14 protein-coding genes and 1 pseudogene are annotated in these 15,754 nt (G+C 75.1%); 3 read left to right on the top strand and 12 right to left on the bottom strand.

Features of this window, described 5'->3' with window-relative positions; genetic code table 11:
• Positions 1 to 1,315 (bottom strand): annotated as a pseudogene (locus ACSNN9_RS23680) (hypothetical protein); the annotation flags it as partial.
• Between the two features lie 40 nt (positions 1,316 to 1,355).
• Entirely contained in the window at positions 1,356 to 2,300 is a 945-nt protein-coding gene (locus tag ACSNN9_RS23675; RefSeq protein WP_436675446.1) for a DNA primase, read from the bottom strand.
• Positions 2,301 to 2,418: 118 nt separating this feature from the next.
• Between ACSNN9_RS23675 and ACSNN9_RS23670 the strand changes: the two genes are divergently transcribed.
• Positions 2,419 to 2,760, top strand: a complete 342-nt coding sequence (locus tag ACSNN9_RS23670) for a PadR family transcriptional regulator (protein ID WP_436675445.1) — start codon at positions 2,419 to 2,421, stop codon at positions 2,758 to 2,760.
• Between the two features lie 96 nt (positions 2,761 to 2,856).
• Here ACSNN9_RS23670 and ACSNN9_RS23665 read toward each other — a convergent pair whose 3' ends face one another.
• From ACSNN9_RS23665 to deoC, 10 genes are all read right to left on the bottom strand, one after another.
• Positions 2,857 to 3,516 (bottom strand): permease prefix domain 1-containing protein, encoded by a 660-nt coding sequence (locus ACSNN9_RS23665; RefSeq protein ID WP_436675444.1) that lies wholly within the window; start codon positions 3,514 to 3,516, stop codon positions 2,857 to 2,859.
• Between the two features lie 90 nt (positions 3,517 to 3,606).
• A complete protein-coding gene (cydC, locus tag ACSNN9_RS23660) occupies positions 3,607 to 5,496 on the bottom strand; it encodes a thiol reductant ABC exporter subunit CydC (RefSeq protein WP_436675443.1) in 1,890 nt (629 codons plus the stop codon).
• Entirely contained in the window at positions 5,493 to 7,169 is a 1,677-nt protein-coding gene (cydD, locus tag ACSNN9_RS23655; RefSeq protein ID WP_436675442.1) for a thiol reductant ABC exporter subunit CydD, read from the bottom strand. The genes cydC and cydD overlap by 4 nt, the downstream gene beginning before the upstream one ends.
• The gene (locus ACSNN9_RS23650) at positions 7,166 to 8,173 is read right to left on the bottom strand and encodes a cytochrome d ubiquinol oxidase subunit II (protein ID WP_436675441.1); all 1,008 of its coding nucleotides are present in this window, start codon (positions 8,171 to 8,173) and stop codon (positions 7,166 to 7,168) included. The genes cydD and ACSNN9_RS23650 overlap by 4 nt, the downstream gene beginning before the upstream one ends.
• Before the next feature lie 10 nt (positions 8,174 to 8,183).
• Positions 8,184 to 9,434 (bottom strand): cytochrome ubiquinol oxidase subunit I, encoded by a 1,251-nt coding sequence (locus tag ACSNN9_RS23645; protein ID WP_436675440.1) that lies wholly within the window; start codon positions 9,432 to 9,434, stop codon positions 8,184 to 8,186.
• 253 nt (positions 9,435 to 9,687) lie between these two features.
• Positions 9,688 to 10,593, bottom strand: a complete 906-nt coding sequence (locus tag ACSNN9_RS23640; protein ID WP_436675439.1) for a M56 family metallopeptidase — start codon at positions 10,591 to 10,593, stop codon at positions 9,688 to 9,690.
• Between the two features lie 10 nt (positions 10,594 to 10,603).
• Positions 10,604 to 11,068: a BlaI/MecI/CopY family transcriptional regulator gene (locus ACSNN9_RS23635; RefSeq protein WP_436675438.1), complete on the bottom strand. Its 465-nt coding sequence runs from the start codon at positions 11,066 to 11,068 to the stop codon at positions 10,604 to 10,606.
• Positions 11,069 to 11,239: 171 nt separating this feature from the next.
• Positions 11,240 to 12,079: an aldehyde dehydrogenase family protein gene (locus tag ACSNN9_RS23630; protein WP_436675437.1), complete on the bottom strand. Its 840-nt coding sequence runs from the start codon at positions 12,077 to 12,079 to the stop codon at positions 11,240 to 11,242.
• Positions 12,072 to 13,502 carry an aldehyde dehydrogenase family protein gene (locus tag ACSNN9_RS23625; RefSeq protein ID WP_436675436.1) on the bottom strand — a complete coding sequence of 477 codons (1,431 nt, stop codon included), beginning with the start codon at positions 13,500 to 13,502 and terminating at the stop codon, positions 12,072 to 12,074. The genes ACSNN9_RS23630 and ACSNN9_RS23625 overlap by 8 nt, the downstream gene beginning before the upstream one ends.
• Before the next feature lie 6 nt (positions 13,503 to 13,508).
• Complete coding sequence (deoC, locus tag ACSNN9_RS23620) at positions 13,509 to 14,468, bottom strand: deoxyribose-phosphate aldolase (protein ID WP_436675435.1); 960 nt, start codon at positions 14,466 to 14,468, stop codon at positions 13,509 to 13,511.
• Positions 14,469 to 14,600: 132 nt separating this feature from the next.
• Here deoC and upp point away from each other — a divergent pair, with 132 nt between their 5' ends.
• Positions 14,601 to 15,233 carry a uracil phosphoribosyltransferase gene (gene upp, locus ACSNN9_RS23615; RefSeq protein WP_091097998.1) on the top strand — a complete coding sequence of 211 codons (633 nt, stop codon included), beginning with the start codon at positions 14,601 to 14,603 and terminating at the stop codon, positions 15,231 to 15,233.
• Positions 15,234 to 15,298: 65 nt separating this feature from the next.
• A partial coding sequence (locus tag ACSNN9_RS23610) for a GOLPH3/VPS74 family protein (protein WP_436675434.1) occupies positions 15,299 to 15,754 on the top strand: 456 nt, incomplete at its 3' end.

The following is a 15,754-nucleotide window of genomic DNA, read 5'->3' as shown; positions in this document are numbered from 1 at the left end:
GCCGGTCTCCGCGCCGCCCGTGCCCTACGCGGGCCCGCCGGTGTCGACTCCGCCGGCGCCCTACTCCGCGCCGCCGGGCATCACCCCCATCGCCCCGGCACAGCGGGGCACGGTGCCGCCCGCCGAGGCGGGGGAGCCGTTCCGCCCCACCCTGACCACCGCGGCGATCCAGAGCGCCCGCGCCGAGCGGTCGGGGGGCCGGGGGCGGCGTCGGGCCGGAGACGGGCTCGGGTCGGCTCCGTCGGCCACCGGTCGGAGTGGGCTCGAGTTCCGCGGGCCGGAGGGCACGCGGGCCGGTGCCGGCGAGACCGGGCAGGCCGCCGGTGGGGGCGAGGCCGGGTGCGTCGCCGAGGGGCTCGCCGTGTCGGGTCGCGGCGCGGCGCCCCGGGGCCGGTGCGGCGGGCGTGCCGGCCCGGTCGTTGAGCGCGCCGACCAGGGCCTGGCAGCCGGCGTCGCAGGCCCGGACGGAGGCGACCGCCTGCCGCACGGTGTCCGCCACGGCGGAGGTGAGGGCGCGGTTGACGGTGGCGCGCCGGGGCGTCTCGCTGATGGCCACCCGCAGGGCGGTCACCGCCGAGGTGAGCTGGTCGGCGTCGGCGACCCCGTCGGCGGCGAGCCGCGACGCGACCGCCTCGGCGGGGATCGGGGCGTCGCCCTCGCGACCCACGGTGCCGCTCAGCATGCCGGGCTCGGGCAGCGCGTCCAACACGGCCAGCGAGACCGGCTCGGCCGGGTCCGGGTACGCGCGCAACGCGGCCGGGTAGAGCTCGCGGAGCACCTCCCGCAGCGCGACGGCGGCGGAGTGCCGGCCGCTGGCCAGGGCGGCGTGCGCGGCGAGGACCTGCTTGTAGCCGGCGAGGTCCCGAGGGGCCGGGAGGGTGACGGCGGAGAGGGCGCCGGCCTGCAGGGCGCGGGCCAGGCCGACGGCGCGCCGCTCGGCCGGGGGCGACTGCATCTCCTCCAGGGAGTCGTCGTCGGCGAACCGCTCGGCGAAGTCGTCGACCGAGTCGTCGTCGGCGATCGCCAGTGGACGACCGGCGGCGCTGAGCAGCGAGGTGACCGTGTGGTCGTCGCTGTCGGCGGCGATGGCCGCACCGCTCGGCCCGCCCGACCGCTCCACGAGCAGCGCGACCAGCTGGGCGTAGCCAGCGGGGTCGTCGCCGATCTCGCAGACATGCAGCAGACGGCCTGCGTCGTCGACCACAGCGGACGTCAGCGTCGAACCGGCCGAGACCGGTCGGTCGGCCGGATCCGCCGAGGCCAGACCGCAGTACACGCGCACGAGCGCCACGGCGTCGTCCTCCTCCCGGGACACAAGGCTTTCACTGCCAGAGACTGATGCTCCCCGTAAAGGGTCAGTCGCGCCAGTCCACGACCGCAGAGATCTTGCCGACAATGGTGCGCCAACCCAGACTTGCGGTTTGTGCCCCGATTTTCTTCAGTCGACGCCGACCGAAGAACCCGCCGACCCCGCCGTCGACCGTGGCACGCAGCGCCTCGTCCAGGTCGTCGAGGCTGGAGCCGGCGGAGAGCATGTCCAGCACCGCGGGCAGCCGCAGCGCGTACGCCAGGTCGCGGGCCACCTCGCCGGCCTCGATGAGCAGCGTCGGGTCCCAGGTGTCGTGCCCGCCGCGAAGGTTCTCCACCACCAGGTCGAGCTCGTAGATGTCCTCGTCGAGCGGCGCGATGTCGGCCGGCTCCACCCGTTCGGACAGTTCGTTCCAGCTGTCCAGCTGGGACAGGTCGTTGGGCGCCCCGGAACGGATGAAACTGACCAGCGACTCGGGCGTCTTGAAGAGCAGCAGCTTTCCGCGGTGGCTGAGGAAGACCGGAACCTCCTCGTCGCCCGCCTCGTCCTCGTCCTCGGAGTCCGGCTCGGCGTCCTCGTCGTCGGTCGCGTCGCGGCGGCGGCCCTTGGCCTCCTCCTCGTCGCTCTCGGCGAACTCCTGGGCGACCTCCTCGTCGAGGATGACGACGGCCTCGTCGTCGTCCTCGTCCTCCTCCACGACCTGGCGGCGGGCCAGGAACGGGTCGTCCTGGTCGCGCTCGGCGACGTCGGTCGGGGTCAGCTCCCGCGCCGGCCGGTACGCCCGCAGCGTGTAGCCGGTGCCGGCGGGCAGCGCGATCTCCACCGGGTCGATGCGCAGCTCGTCCCAGAGGGCGCGGGCGGCCTCGGCAGAGACGGTTGCGGTGCCGGACTCGGCCGGGGCGTCGGCGTCGTCGAGCTCGGGCTCGTCGGCGTCGGGCCGTTGGGGCGACTGGCGGGCCACGCTGACCTCCGTGTGCTTCGGGTTGCCCACCCGCCGGCGTCCGCCGCCGACGAGTGACTCTGGGCACATACCCTAGTGGGCGTCTCCGGGAGACCGGTGCCCGCACCCCGGTGGCGGACCGGGCCGTCGACAAGTAGCGTTGCTACACATGAAGGCCCAGGCGCTGCACGGCCACCTCGACGCGCTGCTGCTCGCGGTGCTCGAGCAGGGTTCGCTGCACGGCTACGCGATCATCGAGGCGCTGCGCGACCGCAGCGACGGCCAGCTCGACCTGCCGACCGGCACCATCTACCCGGCGCTGCGCCGGCTGGAGCGGGCCGGCCACGTGGCCAGCACCTGGAGCACCGTCAACGGCCGGGAACGGCGGACGTACCAACTCACCGACGAGGGCCGGCGGGCGCTGGCCGGCGAGCGGTCGGGGTGGCACGAGTTCCGCTCCACCGTCGGCCGGTTCCTCGACACCGACACGCCACCGCCCGCGCCGGCCTGACCGAAACCGGCCGCGCCGGCCTGACCGAAACCGGCCGCGCCGGCCTGACCGAAACCGGCCGCGCCGGCCTGACCGGGACCGGCCCGACCTCGGCGTTCAGCGGGTGGCGAGCAGCCAGCTGCGGGCGGCCCGGCCGAGCCAGAGATAGCCGGCGGCGGCCACCACCGCACCGATGATCATTGGGGGCCAGGTGAGCGCGGCGTCCCAGAGGCCGACCGACCACGCGAAGAGGGCCGAGCCGGCCAGCACGCCGAGGGCGAGGACCCCGGTGAGGGCCGCCCCCACCGCCCGGTCGGCGGCACCGCCGCGCAGCGCCGACCGGCCCGACCGCAGCAGCCCGATCGCGGCCAGCACGAACGCCGCCGCCCAGATCCAGCCCACCGACGCCGACAACAGCTGGTAGGCGGCCGGCGGCGGGGAGCCGCCCCAGCTCGACCCCTGCCAGGTGAGGTCGCCGGCGACGAACGCGACCGTGGCGAGCGCGATGACCCGTAGCGACAGCCCGCGCAGCGCACCCGCCGCCAGCTCCGCCTGGTAGGCCGGGGCGAGCTGCGCCGGCGAGCCGAACTCGGCCACCGCCCGGCGCTGCGCCTCCGTCGCCGGCAGCCCTTCCGCCCGGTACGCGTCGACGGCGTCCAGCAGCCCGTGCCGCGCCTCGGTCAGCAGGTCCGACTTCAGCCGGCGCGGCCCCCGCAGGTGCGCGCCCAGCTCCCGCAGCCGTTCCTCCACCGTCGTCGCGTCGTTCTCGCCCCGCATGGCCCCACCCTGTCACGGGCCGCCGCCGGGCGTCGTCGGGGAGAACCCTGGCCCGACCCGGAACCGGCGGGCGGGGAGGTCGGACGCAGGTCAGGGGCGCAGCGCCAGGTACCCGCGTTCGGCCGCCTCCTGGATCAGCCACTGGTCCCGGTACCAGCCGGGGGCGGCGACCAGCTCGGCGTGCCGGCCGCGCTGGGCCACCCGCCCGGCGTCCAGGACCACGATCTCGTCCAGCTCGGCGAGCCCGCTGAGCCGGTGGCTGATCAGCAGCACGGAGTGCCCGGCCGGGGTGGCCGCCAGCGCGGAGGCGAGCACCGCGTCGGCGGCGGCGGGGTCGAGCCCCTCGGTCGGCTCGTCGAGCACCAGCACACCCGGCGCCGCGAGCAGCGCCCGGGCCAGCGCGAGCCGCTGCCGCTGGCCGCCGGAGAGCTGGCCGCCCTCCTCGCCGACCACGGTGTCCCAGCCGTCGGGCTGCTCGCGTACCCAGTCCAGCAGCCCGGCCGCCGCGGTCGCCGCCGCCAGCCGTTCCTCGTCGGCGTCGGGCCGCCCCAACAGCAGGTTCTCCCGCACGGAGGCGTGGAAGACGTACGCCTCGGCGAGCAGCCCCCCGACGGCGCGGGGCAGCTCCTCCGCCCGGTACGCCGACAGCTCCCGCCCGTCCAGGGTGATCCGCCCGTGCGCGGGGCGCACCGCGCCGGTCAGGACGGCGGCCAGGGTGCTCTTGCCGGCGCCGCTGGGCCCGACCACCGCCACCCGGCGGCCGGGCGGCAGCTCCAGGCTGAACCCGTCCAGGGCGGGCGGGGCGCCCTCCCGGTACCGGACGGTGACCTCCTCGAACCGCACGTCGTACGGCCCGGGGCCGACCGGTGCGCCGTCGGGCGCGGCGGGGCCGGCCGGGGCGTCCAGCAGGGCGGCGACCCGGGTCAGGCCGGTGCGCAGCTGGGTCCACTGCCGGGCCGCCCCGACCAGCGCCAGCGCGATCTCCACGGCGGCGAGCGTGCCGACCGCCAGGACGCCGACCAGCACCCCGTCCACGCCGTCGGCGAGCGCGGCGAGCACCACCGCGCCGGCGGTCAGCCCGGCCACCAGCACCCCGGCGGCGTCGACCGCGAAGCCGGTGGCGGCGAGCCGCCGCTCCAGCCGGGCCAGCCGCCGGGCCCGGACCCCGGCCGCCTCCAGCGCGTGCCCGGTGGCCCCGAACGCGGCCAGGTCGGCGGCGCCGTGGGTGAGGTCGACCGCGTCGGTGGCGAGGGCGCCGCGCAGCGGCGCCAGTTCGGCGGCGGCGCGCCGGGTCAGCGCGGTGGCGAGTGCGGGCAGCGCGACCCCGGCGACCAGCAGCCCGACCGCGAGCACCGCGGCGGCGGCCGGCGACATCAGCGCCGCCCCGCCGACCGCGAGCACGCTGACCAGCGCCGCCGCCGAGGCCGGCACCAGCACCCGCAGCAGCAGGTCCTGGACCGCCTCCACGTCGGAGACGAGCCGGCTCAGCGCGTCGCCGGAGCGCTGCCGTGCCGCCGGTCGGGCGGCGAGGGCGCCGAAGACCCGGGCCCGGACGTCGGTGATCAGCCGCAGCACGGCGTCGTGCCCGGCGAGCCGTTCGGTGTAGCGGAGCACGCCCCGGCTGATCGCCAGCGCCCGCACGGCCACGATCGCCACGGTGAGGCGGTCCAGCGGGGGGCGGCCGGCGGCGCTCATCAGCAGCCAGGTCGCGGTGGCCATCAGGGCGAGGCCGGCGAACTCGGTGGCGGCGGCGAGCAGCCCCGCCCCGAGCAGCCGGTTCAGGTACGGCCGGGCCAGCCGCAGCACGGCCCGCTCGGCGGAGCCGGCGCGACCGCGCGCGGGCCGGCCGCCGCCGGCCGCCGGCCCGGCGTCGGTGTCGCGCGCGTCAGCGGGGTGGCTGTCCGGCCCGGCGTCGGTGGCGGGTGCGTCAGCGGGGCGGCTCTCCGGCCGGGGGCCGGACGACGAAGGCTCGTCGGTCATCGGGTCGCCTCCCCGGCCGCCGTGGGCGTCAGCTCCGTGACCCGGCCGTCCTCGATCCGCAGGATCCGGTCCGCGTCGGCGAGCAGCGCCGGTCGGTGCGCCACCAGCAGGGCCGTCCGCCCGGCCACCAACCGGCGGGTGGCGTCGAGGACGACCGCCTCGGCGGCGGTGTCGAGTCGGGCGGTCGGCTCGTCGAGCAGCACCACGGGCGCGTCCCGCAGGAACGCGCGGGCCAGCGCGACCCGCTGCCGCTGCCCGCTGGACAGGCCGTGCCCGCGCTCGCCGAGGACGGTGGCGAGCCCGTCGGGCAGCCCGGCGACCACGTCGTCCAGGGCGGCGTCGTGGACCGCCGCGGCGAGCGCGGCGTCCGGGGTGTCGGGGGCGCCGAGCCGGATGTTGTCGGCCAGCGAGGCGGCGAAGAGATGGGCCCGCTGGGGCACCCAGGCCACCTGGCGGCGCCAGCCGTCGGCGTCGGCGTCGGCCAGGTCCACCCCGCCCACGGTGACCCGGCCGGCGGTCGGGGTGACGAAGCCGAGCAGCAGGCCGAGCAGGGTGCTCTTGCCGGCGCCGCTCGGCCCGATCACGGCGACGCGCTCGCCCGGCCGGACGGTCAGCGTGACGTCGCGCAGGGCGGTGGTCCGCTCGTACCGCACGGTCACCGCCTCGAACCGGATCTCGCCGCGGCCGTCGGGGACGGCCGCGCCCTCGCCGCGCGTCGGCGCGGGGGCGGCGGCCGACAGGGTGAGCGCCTCGTCCAGCGCGGTGAGCCCCTCCATGCTCGCGTGGAACCGGGCGCCGGCCGCCCGCAGCGGCAGGTACGCCTCCGGGGTGAGCAGCAGCACCAGCAGCGCGGTCTGGAGGGTCAACCCGCCGCCGAGCAGCCGCACGCCCACCGGCACGGCGACCAGCGCCACCGAGAGGGTGGCCACCAGCTCCAGCACCAGGGCGGACAGGAACGCGATCCGCAGCGTCTTCATGGTCGCGACCCGGTGGCCGTCGGCCATCCGGCGGACCACCTCGGTCTGCGCCCGGGCGCGGCCGAACGCGCGCAGCGTGGGCAGCCCGGCGACCATGTCGAGGAAGTGCCCGCCGAGCAGGGAGAGCCGCCGCCACTGCCGTTCGGTGGCGGCCTGCGCCTGCCAGCCGAGCAGCGCGCCGAAGATGGGGATCAGCGGCAGGGTGACCGCGATGATCAGCGCCGAGCTCCAGTCGGCGACGAAGATCCGGGCCAGCACGGCGAGCGGCACGGTGACGCTGAGCACCAGCTGCGGCAGGTAGCCGGTGAAGTAGGCGTCCAGCGCGTCCAGCCCGCGCCCGGTGAGCGTGGCGAGCTGCCCGGCGCGCTGGCCGGCGACCCAGCCGGGGCCGTGCCGCCCGACCGCCGCGAGCAGGTCCGCCCGCAGCGCCGCCTTGACCGTCGCCGCGACCCGCGCGGACACCGTGCCCTGCGCCCAGACCAGCAGCGAGCGGGCGGCCACCGCGGCGGCGAAGCCGGTCAGCGCCGGCCGGTCCAGCCGCCCTTCGAACGCGGTCGCCAGCAGCGCGGCCAGCGCGGTGGCCTGCGCGACGACCAGCCCCGCGGCCAGCACGCCGAGCAGCGCGAGCACGGCGAGGTCGCGCCGGGCCCCCGGGACCCGGCGCAGCAGACGCGGGTCGAAGGGACGGCGGTTCACCAGTACACCGGTGCCCTGCCGTCGGTCCGTCCCCGGAACACCCACCAGCACATCGCCTGAAAGCCTAGTAGGGCCGGCAGGAGCGGCAGCGTCAGCCAGCCCAGCAGCCGCAGCGTGGGGGCGCTCGCCGCCGCGTCGGCCACGGTCAGCGACGCCCCCGGGTCGACCGTGGAGACCAGCGCGTAGGGCCAGATGGTCGCGCCGGCCAGCGCCACCGGCAGGGCCAGGGCGGCGCAGGTGGCGGCGAAGGCCAGCCCCGGCCGTCGCCGGGCGAGCGCCACCCGGGCCCCCAGCAACGCCGCGACCAGCAACGACAGCAGCAGTACGCCCACCACCGGCTGCCGTGCGGCGGCGCGTACGTCGGCGGAGAGCAGGCCCAGGACGGCGGCCGCGCCGACGGTGGTGAGCGCCACCGGGACGAGCCGGGCGGCCAGTCGCCCGACCGGCGCGGCGTCGGCGGCGGGCAGCCGCAGCGTGAGGAAGGTCGCACCGTGCAGCGCGACCAGCGCGACGACGGCGAGCCCGGCGGCGGCCACGAACGGGGTGAAGAGGTGGGTCACCCCGGCGACGTGGCCGTCGGCGCGCAGCGGTACGCCCTGGAGCAGCCCGGCCAGCACGGCCCCCCAGCCGAGCGCGGCGAGCACGCTGCCGACGACCACGACCCGGTCCCACCAGGCGCGGGCGCGCTGCCCGTCGGGGCGGCTGCGCAGCTGCACGCCGGCGGTCACCAGGACGACCCCGGTCAACGCGCCGAGCACCGCCGGGTAGAAGCCGGAGAGCAGTTCGCCCTCCAGCACGGGGAAGGCGCCGAAGAGGATGCCGACGGCGGCCACCAGCCAGACCTCGTTGCCGAGGAAGAACGGGCCGACCGCGTTGAGCGCGGCGCGGCGGCGGGCGGGGTCGGTGTGCCGGGCGAGCAGCAGGCCGACGCCGTAGTCGTAGCCGCCGAGCACCAGGTAGACGGCGAAGAAGAGGCCGAGCAGGGCGTACCAGGCGAGTTCCACGGTCGTCTCCTCAGGCGAAGGCGGGCTCGGGGTGGGGGTCGGCCGGAGGCTGGTCCGGTTGCCGGCCCAGGGCCGGATCGTGCGCGCCCCGGGCGGCGTGCCGGGCCAGCAGCACCCAGTTGGTGACGGCGAGGGCACCGAGCAGCAGGCTGAAGCCGATCAGCGAGGTGAGCATCAGCCAGGGGCTGACCGGCGACACCGCCTGGTCCACGGGCAGCAGCCCGTACGCGGCCCAGGGCTGGCGGCCGACCTCGCGGGCGATCCAGCCGAGGATCATCGCGACGAACGGCAGCGGCAGGGCGAACTGGAGGATCCACAGGGGGACGCGCAGCCGGATGATCCAGTCCCGCCAGAGCAGCGGGAGCATCAGCCAGAGCAGACCGAGGGTGAAACCGATCAGGATCATGAAACCGAGGCCGACGTTGGCGAGGGCCGGCGGGGTGTAGTCGCCGGGGCCGAACCGGGCGGTCCAGTCGGCGATCAGCGGCGCGGCGGCGGGGTCGTCGCCGAACTTGGTCGGCTGCACGTCCCCGATCGCGAAGAACTGGGCGAAGCCGAAGGCCTGCACGAAGAAGATCGCCACGGCCGAGGTGACCAGGCCGATCCGCAGCCCCTTGCGGTGCAGCGCGAAGTCGGGGGTGCGCCGGACCAGGTGCCACGCGCTGACCGCCGCCATCAGCATCCCGCCGACCAGCAGCGCCGCCGTGACGACGTGCCCGAGGGCCATGCGCAGGGTGGGGTTGTCCAGCAGCGCGGAGAAGTCGGTGAGGTGGGCGACCCCGTCGCGCACCTCGTAGCCGACCGGGTTCTGCAGCCAGGAGTTCGCCACCATGATCCAGAACGCCGAGGCGTACGCGGTGATCGCGACGCCCCAGAGCAGGGCGAGGTGGACGCCCCGACGCAGCCGGTGCCAGCCGAAGATCCACATGCCGAGGAACGTCGACTCCAGGAAGAAGGCGACGAGCGTCTCGATGGCCAGCGGCGCCCCGAAGACGTTGCCGACGTAGCGCGACAGCCCGCTCCAGTTCAGCCCGAACTGGAACTCCATCACGATGCCGGTGGCGATGCCGAGCACGTAGTTGATCACGTAGAGCTGGCCCCAGAAGCGGGTCAGCCGCTCGTAGACCGGCTTGTTCGTGATCACCCAGGCGGTCTGGAGATAGACCAGCAGGGTCACCAGGCCGAGGGTCACCGCCACGAAGAGGAAGTGGATCGACGTGGTGGTGGCGAACTGCAGGCGGGCGAGGAGCAGGGTGTCCATGGCCGGCTCTCCGTACGGTTGGCTCACTTGTCGTAGCGAGCCTACACGTAGATTGCCTACACATAACTACTATGGCCCGTCGTAGAGGATGCTACGACGAATCGTAGTAGCTGTGGGGGAAGGTGACGGGCGGGTCGCGTCGCCGGGCGGGCCCGGGTGCCAGCATGGCCGGACGCGATCCACGCAGCGGTAACTCCCGCGCCGGGAGAGCGGACGGGCGCGGGAGCGGCGGCCGGGGGAGGGACCGCCCGGGTCAGCTCAGGAAGAGGGAGACCGGCAGGGCGGCCACGTTGGTCGCCACCGCCAGCGCGGCAGCGCCGAGCAGCCGGGGCGGCCGGTCGGCGACCAGGAGTCGCTGCACCCGTACGTCGAGGTCCCGGTCGCCCAGCCCGAGGGTGCCGGCCGGGGTGATCCGGTTGCCGGCCGCGGCGAACCGGCGCAGCGCACCGGCCAGCGGGGCGTCGGCGTGCGCCTCGCGGGCCTTGTCGTCGGCCCGCATCTCGACCAGCAGGGCGACCCGGTCGTGCGCCTCGCGCACCCAGGCGAACCAGGGCAGCGCCCGGCTGAGCGCGGTGAACGGCAGCAGCACCAGGTCGTGCCGCTCCTGGGCGTGCGCCCGCTCGTGGGCGAGCACGGCCGCCAGTTCGGCGCGGTCCAGCAGGTCGAGGGTGCCCGCGCTGACCACCACCCGGGGCTTCATCCCGGGCAGGCAGTACGCCGCCGCGCTCGGATGGTCGAGCACCAGCGCCCCGGGCACCGTCGGGTCCCGGCGGGCGACCAGGGCGAGCAGGTCCCGGTGCCGACGCTGGGCGCGTACGGTGCCGTGGACGCTGCGGACCGTCGTGGTCAGCAGGACCGCGCCGATGCCGAAGCCCACCCCGACGGCGGCCAGGTGCGGCGCCCCCAGCCCGACGGGCAGGGTGCCGTGGGCGAGGTCGGTGGCGAGGGCGACCAGCGCGCTGCCGGTCGGGCGGTCGTAGGCGCCCAGGCCCAGCGCCATCGGCACGCCCATGGCGGAGAGCCCGAGGGCGAGCCCGACCGCCTGCCAGCAGACGATCGCGACGCGGGGGCTGCGCCACGTCCAGGTGGAGCGGGCCAGCACCTGCGCGGTCAGCCAGCAGGCCAGCATCGACGCGGCGAAGTGCAGGGCGTACGCCACGACCGCCGCCCTACCGGTCCGCTGCCTTGTCGGCCCGGGGCGGGCGGCCGACCCCGTCGACCGTCGGCGCCCCGACCCGGTCGGTCAGCGCGTCCCCGTCGTGCCCGGTCGCTGCGGCCTCGGCCCCGAGGGCGGCGCGCAGCACCTCGGCCTCGGTGCCGGTCACCGAGCGGGCGAAGCGCACCAGCGCGGCGTCCCGGCTGCCGCCGAGGTCGAGGGCGTCGAGCATGAGCTGGGCGATGTACGCCTCGCGGCTGGCGGCGGGCCGGTAACGCCAGGCCCGACCCTCCCGCTGGCGCTGCACCATGCCCTTGCCGGCGAGCCGGTCCAGCACGGTCATCACCGTCGTGTACGCCAGCTCGCGGCCGTCCAGCGCGTCGGCCACCTCGCGCACGGTGGTCCCGTCCGGCGTGCCCGGGACCGAGTCCCACAAGACGTCCATCACCGCACGTTCGAGATCACCAAGCCGAGTCACGCCGCAATCCTACCCCCGGTAGTAGAGCCCACCCGAGGCAGCACACCTGAGCCGAGCTTCCCCACGAACCTGTCCACGAACGGTTTCCGGGGAGCCCCGCCCGCGCAGGGATCAAGCCTGACCGCCCGGAGCGGGCGGGGCTCCCCCGGAAGACCCCAGGACAGCGACCAGTCACACCCCCTTGGGGTGCCAGACCGTCTTCGTCTCCAGCAGCGTGGTCATCCGGGTGATGCCCGGGTCGGCGGACCAGTCGTGGTCGGCCGGGGCCGGCCGGAGCACCCGCTTGAGGTTCTGCGCCGCCTTGACCTCCAGCTCCGTCGCCAGCTCGGCGTCGGCCACCCCGGTCAGGTCGATGGCGTTGACGTCCATGTGGGCGGCCAGCGCCGGCACGGTCTCGGTGATCCGCCCGGTGAGCAGGTTGACCACGCCGCCGGGCAGGTCGGAGGTGGCGAGCACCTCGGCCAGGGTCACCGCCGCCAGGGGCTGCGTCGGCGAGGTCGCCACCACCACGGTGTTGCCGGTGACGATCGCCGGGGCGATCACGCTGACCAGGCCGAGCAGCGCCGGGGACTCGGGGGCGACCACGGCCACCACGCCGGTCGGCTCGGGCGCCGACAGGTTGAAGTACGGCCCGGCGACCGGGTTGGCGCCGCCGTACACCTGGGGGAGCTTGTCGGACCAGCCGGCGTACCAGACCCAGCGGTCCACGGCCGCGTCGACCTCGTCGCCGGGCACGCCGAGGGCGACGAACTGCTCGCGCCGGCCCTCCAGCATCTCGGCGACCCGGTAGAGGATCTGACCCCGGTTGTACGCCGTCGCCCCGGCCCAGCCCTTCACGGCGGCGCGGGCGGCGACGACGGCGTCCCGCGCGTCCTTCCGAGAAGCAAGAGACACATTCACTGCGTCACCGTTGCCGCTTTGCACGAGATACGACCGTCCCGACTCGCTGCGCGGGAACTTCCCGCCGATGAAGAGCTTGTACGTCTTGCGTACCGCGACCCGCTCAGACATTGAGGTAGCCCTCCAGCCCGTGCCGGCCGCCCTCGCGACCGTAGCCCGACTCCTTGTAGCCGCCGAACGGCGAGGTGGGGTCGAACTTGTTGAACGTGTTGGCCCAGACCACGCCGGCGCGCAGGCGGTCGGCCATCCACAGGATCCGGGAGCCCTTGTCGGTCCAGATCCCGGCCGACAGCCCGTACGGCGTGTTGTTGGCCTTCTCGACGGCCTCGGCCGGCGTGCGGAACGTCAGCACGGACAGCACCGGGCCGAAGATCTCCTCGCGGGCGATCCGGTGCGCCTGGGTGACCCCGGTGAAGATCGTCGGCGCGAACCAGAAGCCGCGCTCCGGCAGCTCGCACGGCGGCGACCAGCGCTCCGCGCCCTCGGCGGACCCGGCGTCGGACAGCTCCCGGATCCGCGCCAGCTGCGCGGCCGAGTTGATCGCGCCGATGTCGGTGTTCTTGTCCAGCGGGTCGCCGACGCGCAGCTGGGCCATCCGCCGCTTGAGCGACTCCAGCACCCGGTCGGCGACGTTCTCCTGAACCAGCAGGCGGGAGCCGGCGCAGCAGACGTGCCCCTGGTTGAAGAAGATCCCGTTGACGATGCCCTCGACCGCCTGGTCGACGGGGGCGTCGTCGAAGACGATGTTGGCCGCCTTGCCGCCCAGCTCCAGGGTGAGCTTCTTGCGGGTGCCGGCCACGGCGCGGGCGATGGCCCGGCCCACCTCGGTCGAACCGGTGAAGGCGACCTTGTCCACGCCCTGGTGCTCGACCAGCGCGCGACCGGTGTCGCCGGCGCCCGTGACGATGTTGACCACGCCGGCTGGCAGGTCGGCCTGCTGGCAGATCTCGGCGAAGAGCAGCGCGGTCAGCGGGGTCGTCTCGGCCGGCTTCAGCACCACCGTGTTGCCGGCGGCCAGTGCCGGGGCGATCTTCCAGGCCAGCATCAGCAGCGGGAAGTTCCACGGGATGACCTGCGCCGCGACGCCGACCGGCCGCGGGTCCGGCCCGAAGCCGGCGTACGGCAGCTTGTCGGCCCAGCCGGCGTAGTAGAAGAAGTGCCCGGCGACCAGGGGCAGGTCGACGTCGCGGGACTCCCTGATCGGCTTGCCGTTGTCCAGCGACTCCAGCACGGCCAGCTCGCGGGAGCGCTCCTGAATGATCCGGGCGATCCGGAAGAGGTACTTCGCCCGGTCCCGGCCCGCCATCGGGCCCCAGACCTTCTCGTAGGCCTGGCGGGCGGCGCGGACGGCGCGGTCCACGTCCTGCGCGCCGGCCTCCGCGACCTCGGCGAGGACCTCCTCGGAGGCCGGGTTGACCGTCTTGAACGTGCCGCCGTCGGCGGGATCGACGAACTCACCGTCGACGAAGAGCCCGTAGGAGGCTTTGAGGTCCACCACCGAGCGGGACTCGGGGGCGGGTGCGTATTCGAACATCGGCTCTCAGTCCAGGGTGAAGTAGTCGGGACCGGAGTAGGCGCCGGTCGTCAGCTTGGTGCGCTGCATGAGCAGGTCGTTGAGCAGGCTGGAGGCACCGAAGCGGAACCAGTCCGGGTCCAGCCAGTCCGCGCCGACGGTCTCGTTGACCATCACCAGGTACTTGATGGCGTCCTTGGTGGTCTTGATGCCGCCGGCCGGCTTCACGCCGACCTGCCGGCCCGTGGCGGCCCGGAAGTCGCGGACCGCCTCCAGCATCACCAGGGTCACCGGCAGCGTGGCCGCGACCGGGACCTTGCCGGTGGAGGTCTTGATGAAGTCGCCGCCGGCCAGCATCGCCAGCCAGGAGGCGCGCCGCACGTTGTCGTACGTGGCCAGCTCGCCGGTCTCCAGGATGACCTTGAGGTGGGCGTCCCCGCAGGCCTCCTTGGTGGCCACGATCTCGTCGTAGACCTCGGAGTAGCGGCCGGCCAGGAACGCGCCCCGGTTGATCACCATGTCGATCTCGTCGGCGCCGGCCGACACGGCGGCCCGGGTGTCGGCGAGCTTGACCTCCAGCGGCGCCTGGCCCGACGGGAAGGCGGTCGCCACGCTGGCCAGGTGGACGCCCGAGCCGCGCAGCACCTCGGCCACGTGCCCGACCATCGCCGGGTAGACGCAGACCGCGCCGACGTGCGGGCAGGACGGGTCGGCCGGGTCGGGGCGCAGCGCCTTGGCCGCGAGGGCCCGCACCTTGCCCGGGGTGTCCGCCCCTTCGAGGGTGGTCAGGTCGACCATCCGGATCGCCAGGTCGATGGCCTGGGCCTTGGCGGTGGTCTTGATGGAGCGGGTGCCGAGCTGTGCCGCCCGCTGCTCCGCGCCGACCTGGTCCACGCCCGGCAGGCCGTGCAGGAAGGTCCGCAGAGCGGTCTCGGATCGTCCCAACTCGGAGAGCTCCGACCGGGCCGACGTCGCTGTCGCCGTCATGCCCGGAAGTCTACGCATCCGACCGGACAGTGATCTTGGTCACCGCCCGGTCGGCGGTGCGGTGGTGAGCGGGGTCGCTGCTCCGGGCGCACCCGCAGTGCCCGGACGGCCGGACCGGTAGGTTGAGCGATCGTGGACGTACACGTCATTGACCATCCGCTCGCCCAGTCGCGGCTGACCGCCATGCGGGACGCGCGCACCGACTCCTCCTCGTTCCGGGCGGCGCTGCACGAACTCACCACCATGCTGGTGTACGAGGCCGCGCGCTCCTTCCCCGTTGAGAAGTACCCGGTGCAGACCCCCGTCACCGGCACCGAGGGCACCCGGCTGGCCAATCCGCCGCTGCTCGTGCCGGTGCTGCGGGCCGGCCTGGGCATGGCCGACGCCGCGCTCGGCCTGCTGCCGGAGTCTTCGATGGGCTTCGTCGGCCTGGCCCGGGACGAGGAGACGTACGAGCCGCGCGCCTACATGGAGTCGCTGCCGCGGGACCTGAGCGGCCTGCCGGTGCTGGTGCTCGACCCGATGCTCGCCACCGGCGGCTCGCTGGAGCACTGCTGCCGGCTGCTGGCCGATCGCGGTTGCACCGACATCACCGTGCTCTGCGTGCTCGCCGCGCCCGTCGGCATCGAGCGGCTGGAGCGCTCCGGCCTGCCGCTGCGCCTGGTCACAGCCTCGATCGACGAGGGGCTCAACGACCGGAAGTTCATCGTGCCGGGGCTCGGTGACGCCGGCGACCGCCAGTTCGGTGGGATGCCCCGCTTCTGAGGTCTGCCGCGCGGCTGCGCGCGAGTCCGTGCGCGAGATGCGCGCAGCCGCTACCGTTCCGGGCCATGACTGGTGTTGCGCTCGCCGAAGAGCTGCTTCTCCTCGCGTACGACGACGAGACCGGCAAGGCGACCATGCCGCGGATCAGCCTCGACCTGGGGATGGCCGCCGCGGTGCTGATCGAGCTGGCCCTGGCCGGGCGGATCGTGTACTCCGAGGGGTCCCTGGCGGTGGTCGACCCGACGCCCGTCGGCGAGCCGCTCGTCGACGGGGTCCTCGCCCGCATGGCCGCCGACACGCCGCACAGCCCCTCGTCCTGGGTGCAGCGGCTGCGCCACGGCCTGCGCGACAGGATCCTCGGCGACCTGTGCGCCCAGGGCGTGGTGCGCGACGTCGACGAGACCGAGCTGGGCTTCATCCACGTGCACCGCTACCCGACGGTGGACCCCGCCGTCGAGGCGGACGCCCGGCGTCGGCTCGCGGAGGCGCTCGCCAGCGGTGAACTGCCCGACGAGCGGACC

Origin of the sequence: Micromonospora sp. URMC 107, from assembly GCF_051386315.1 — a bacterium.
GTDB lineage: Bacteria > Actinomycetota > Actinomycetes > Mycobacteriales > Micromonosporaceae > Micromonospora.
This window is presented reverse-complemented; position numbering and strand designations above follow the sequence as displayed.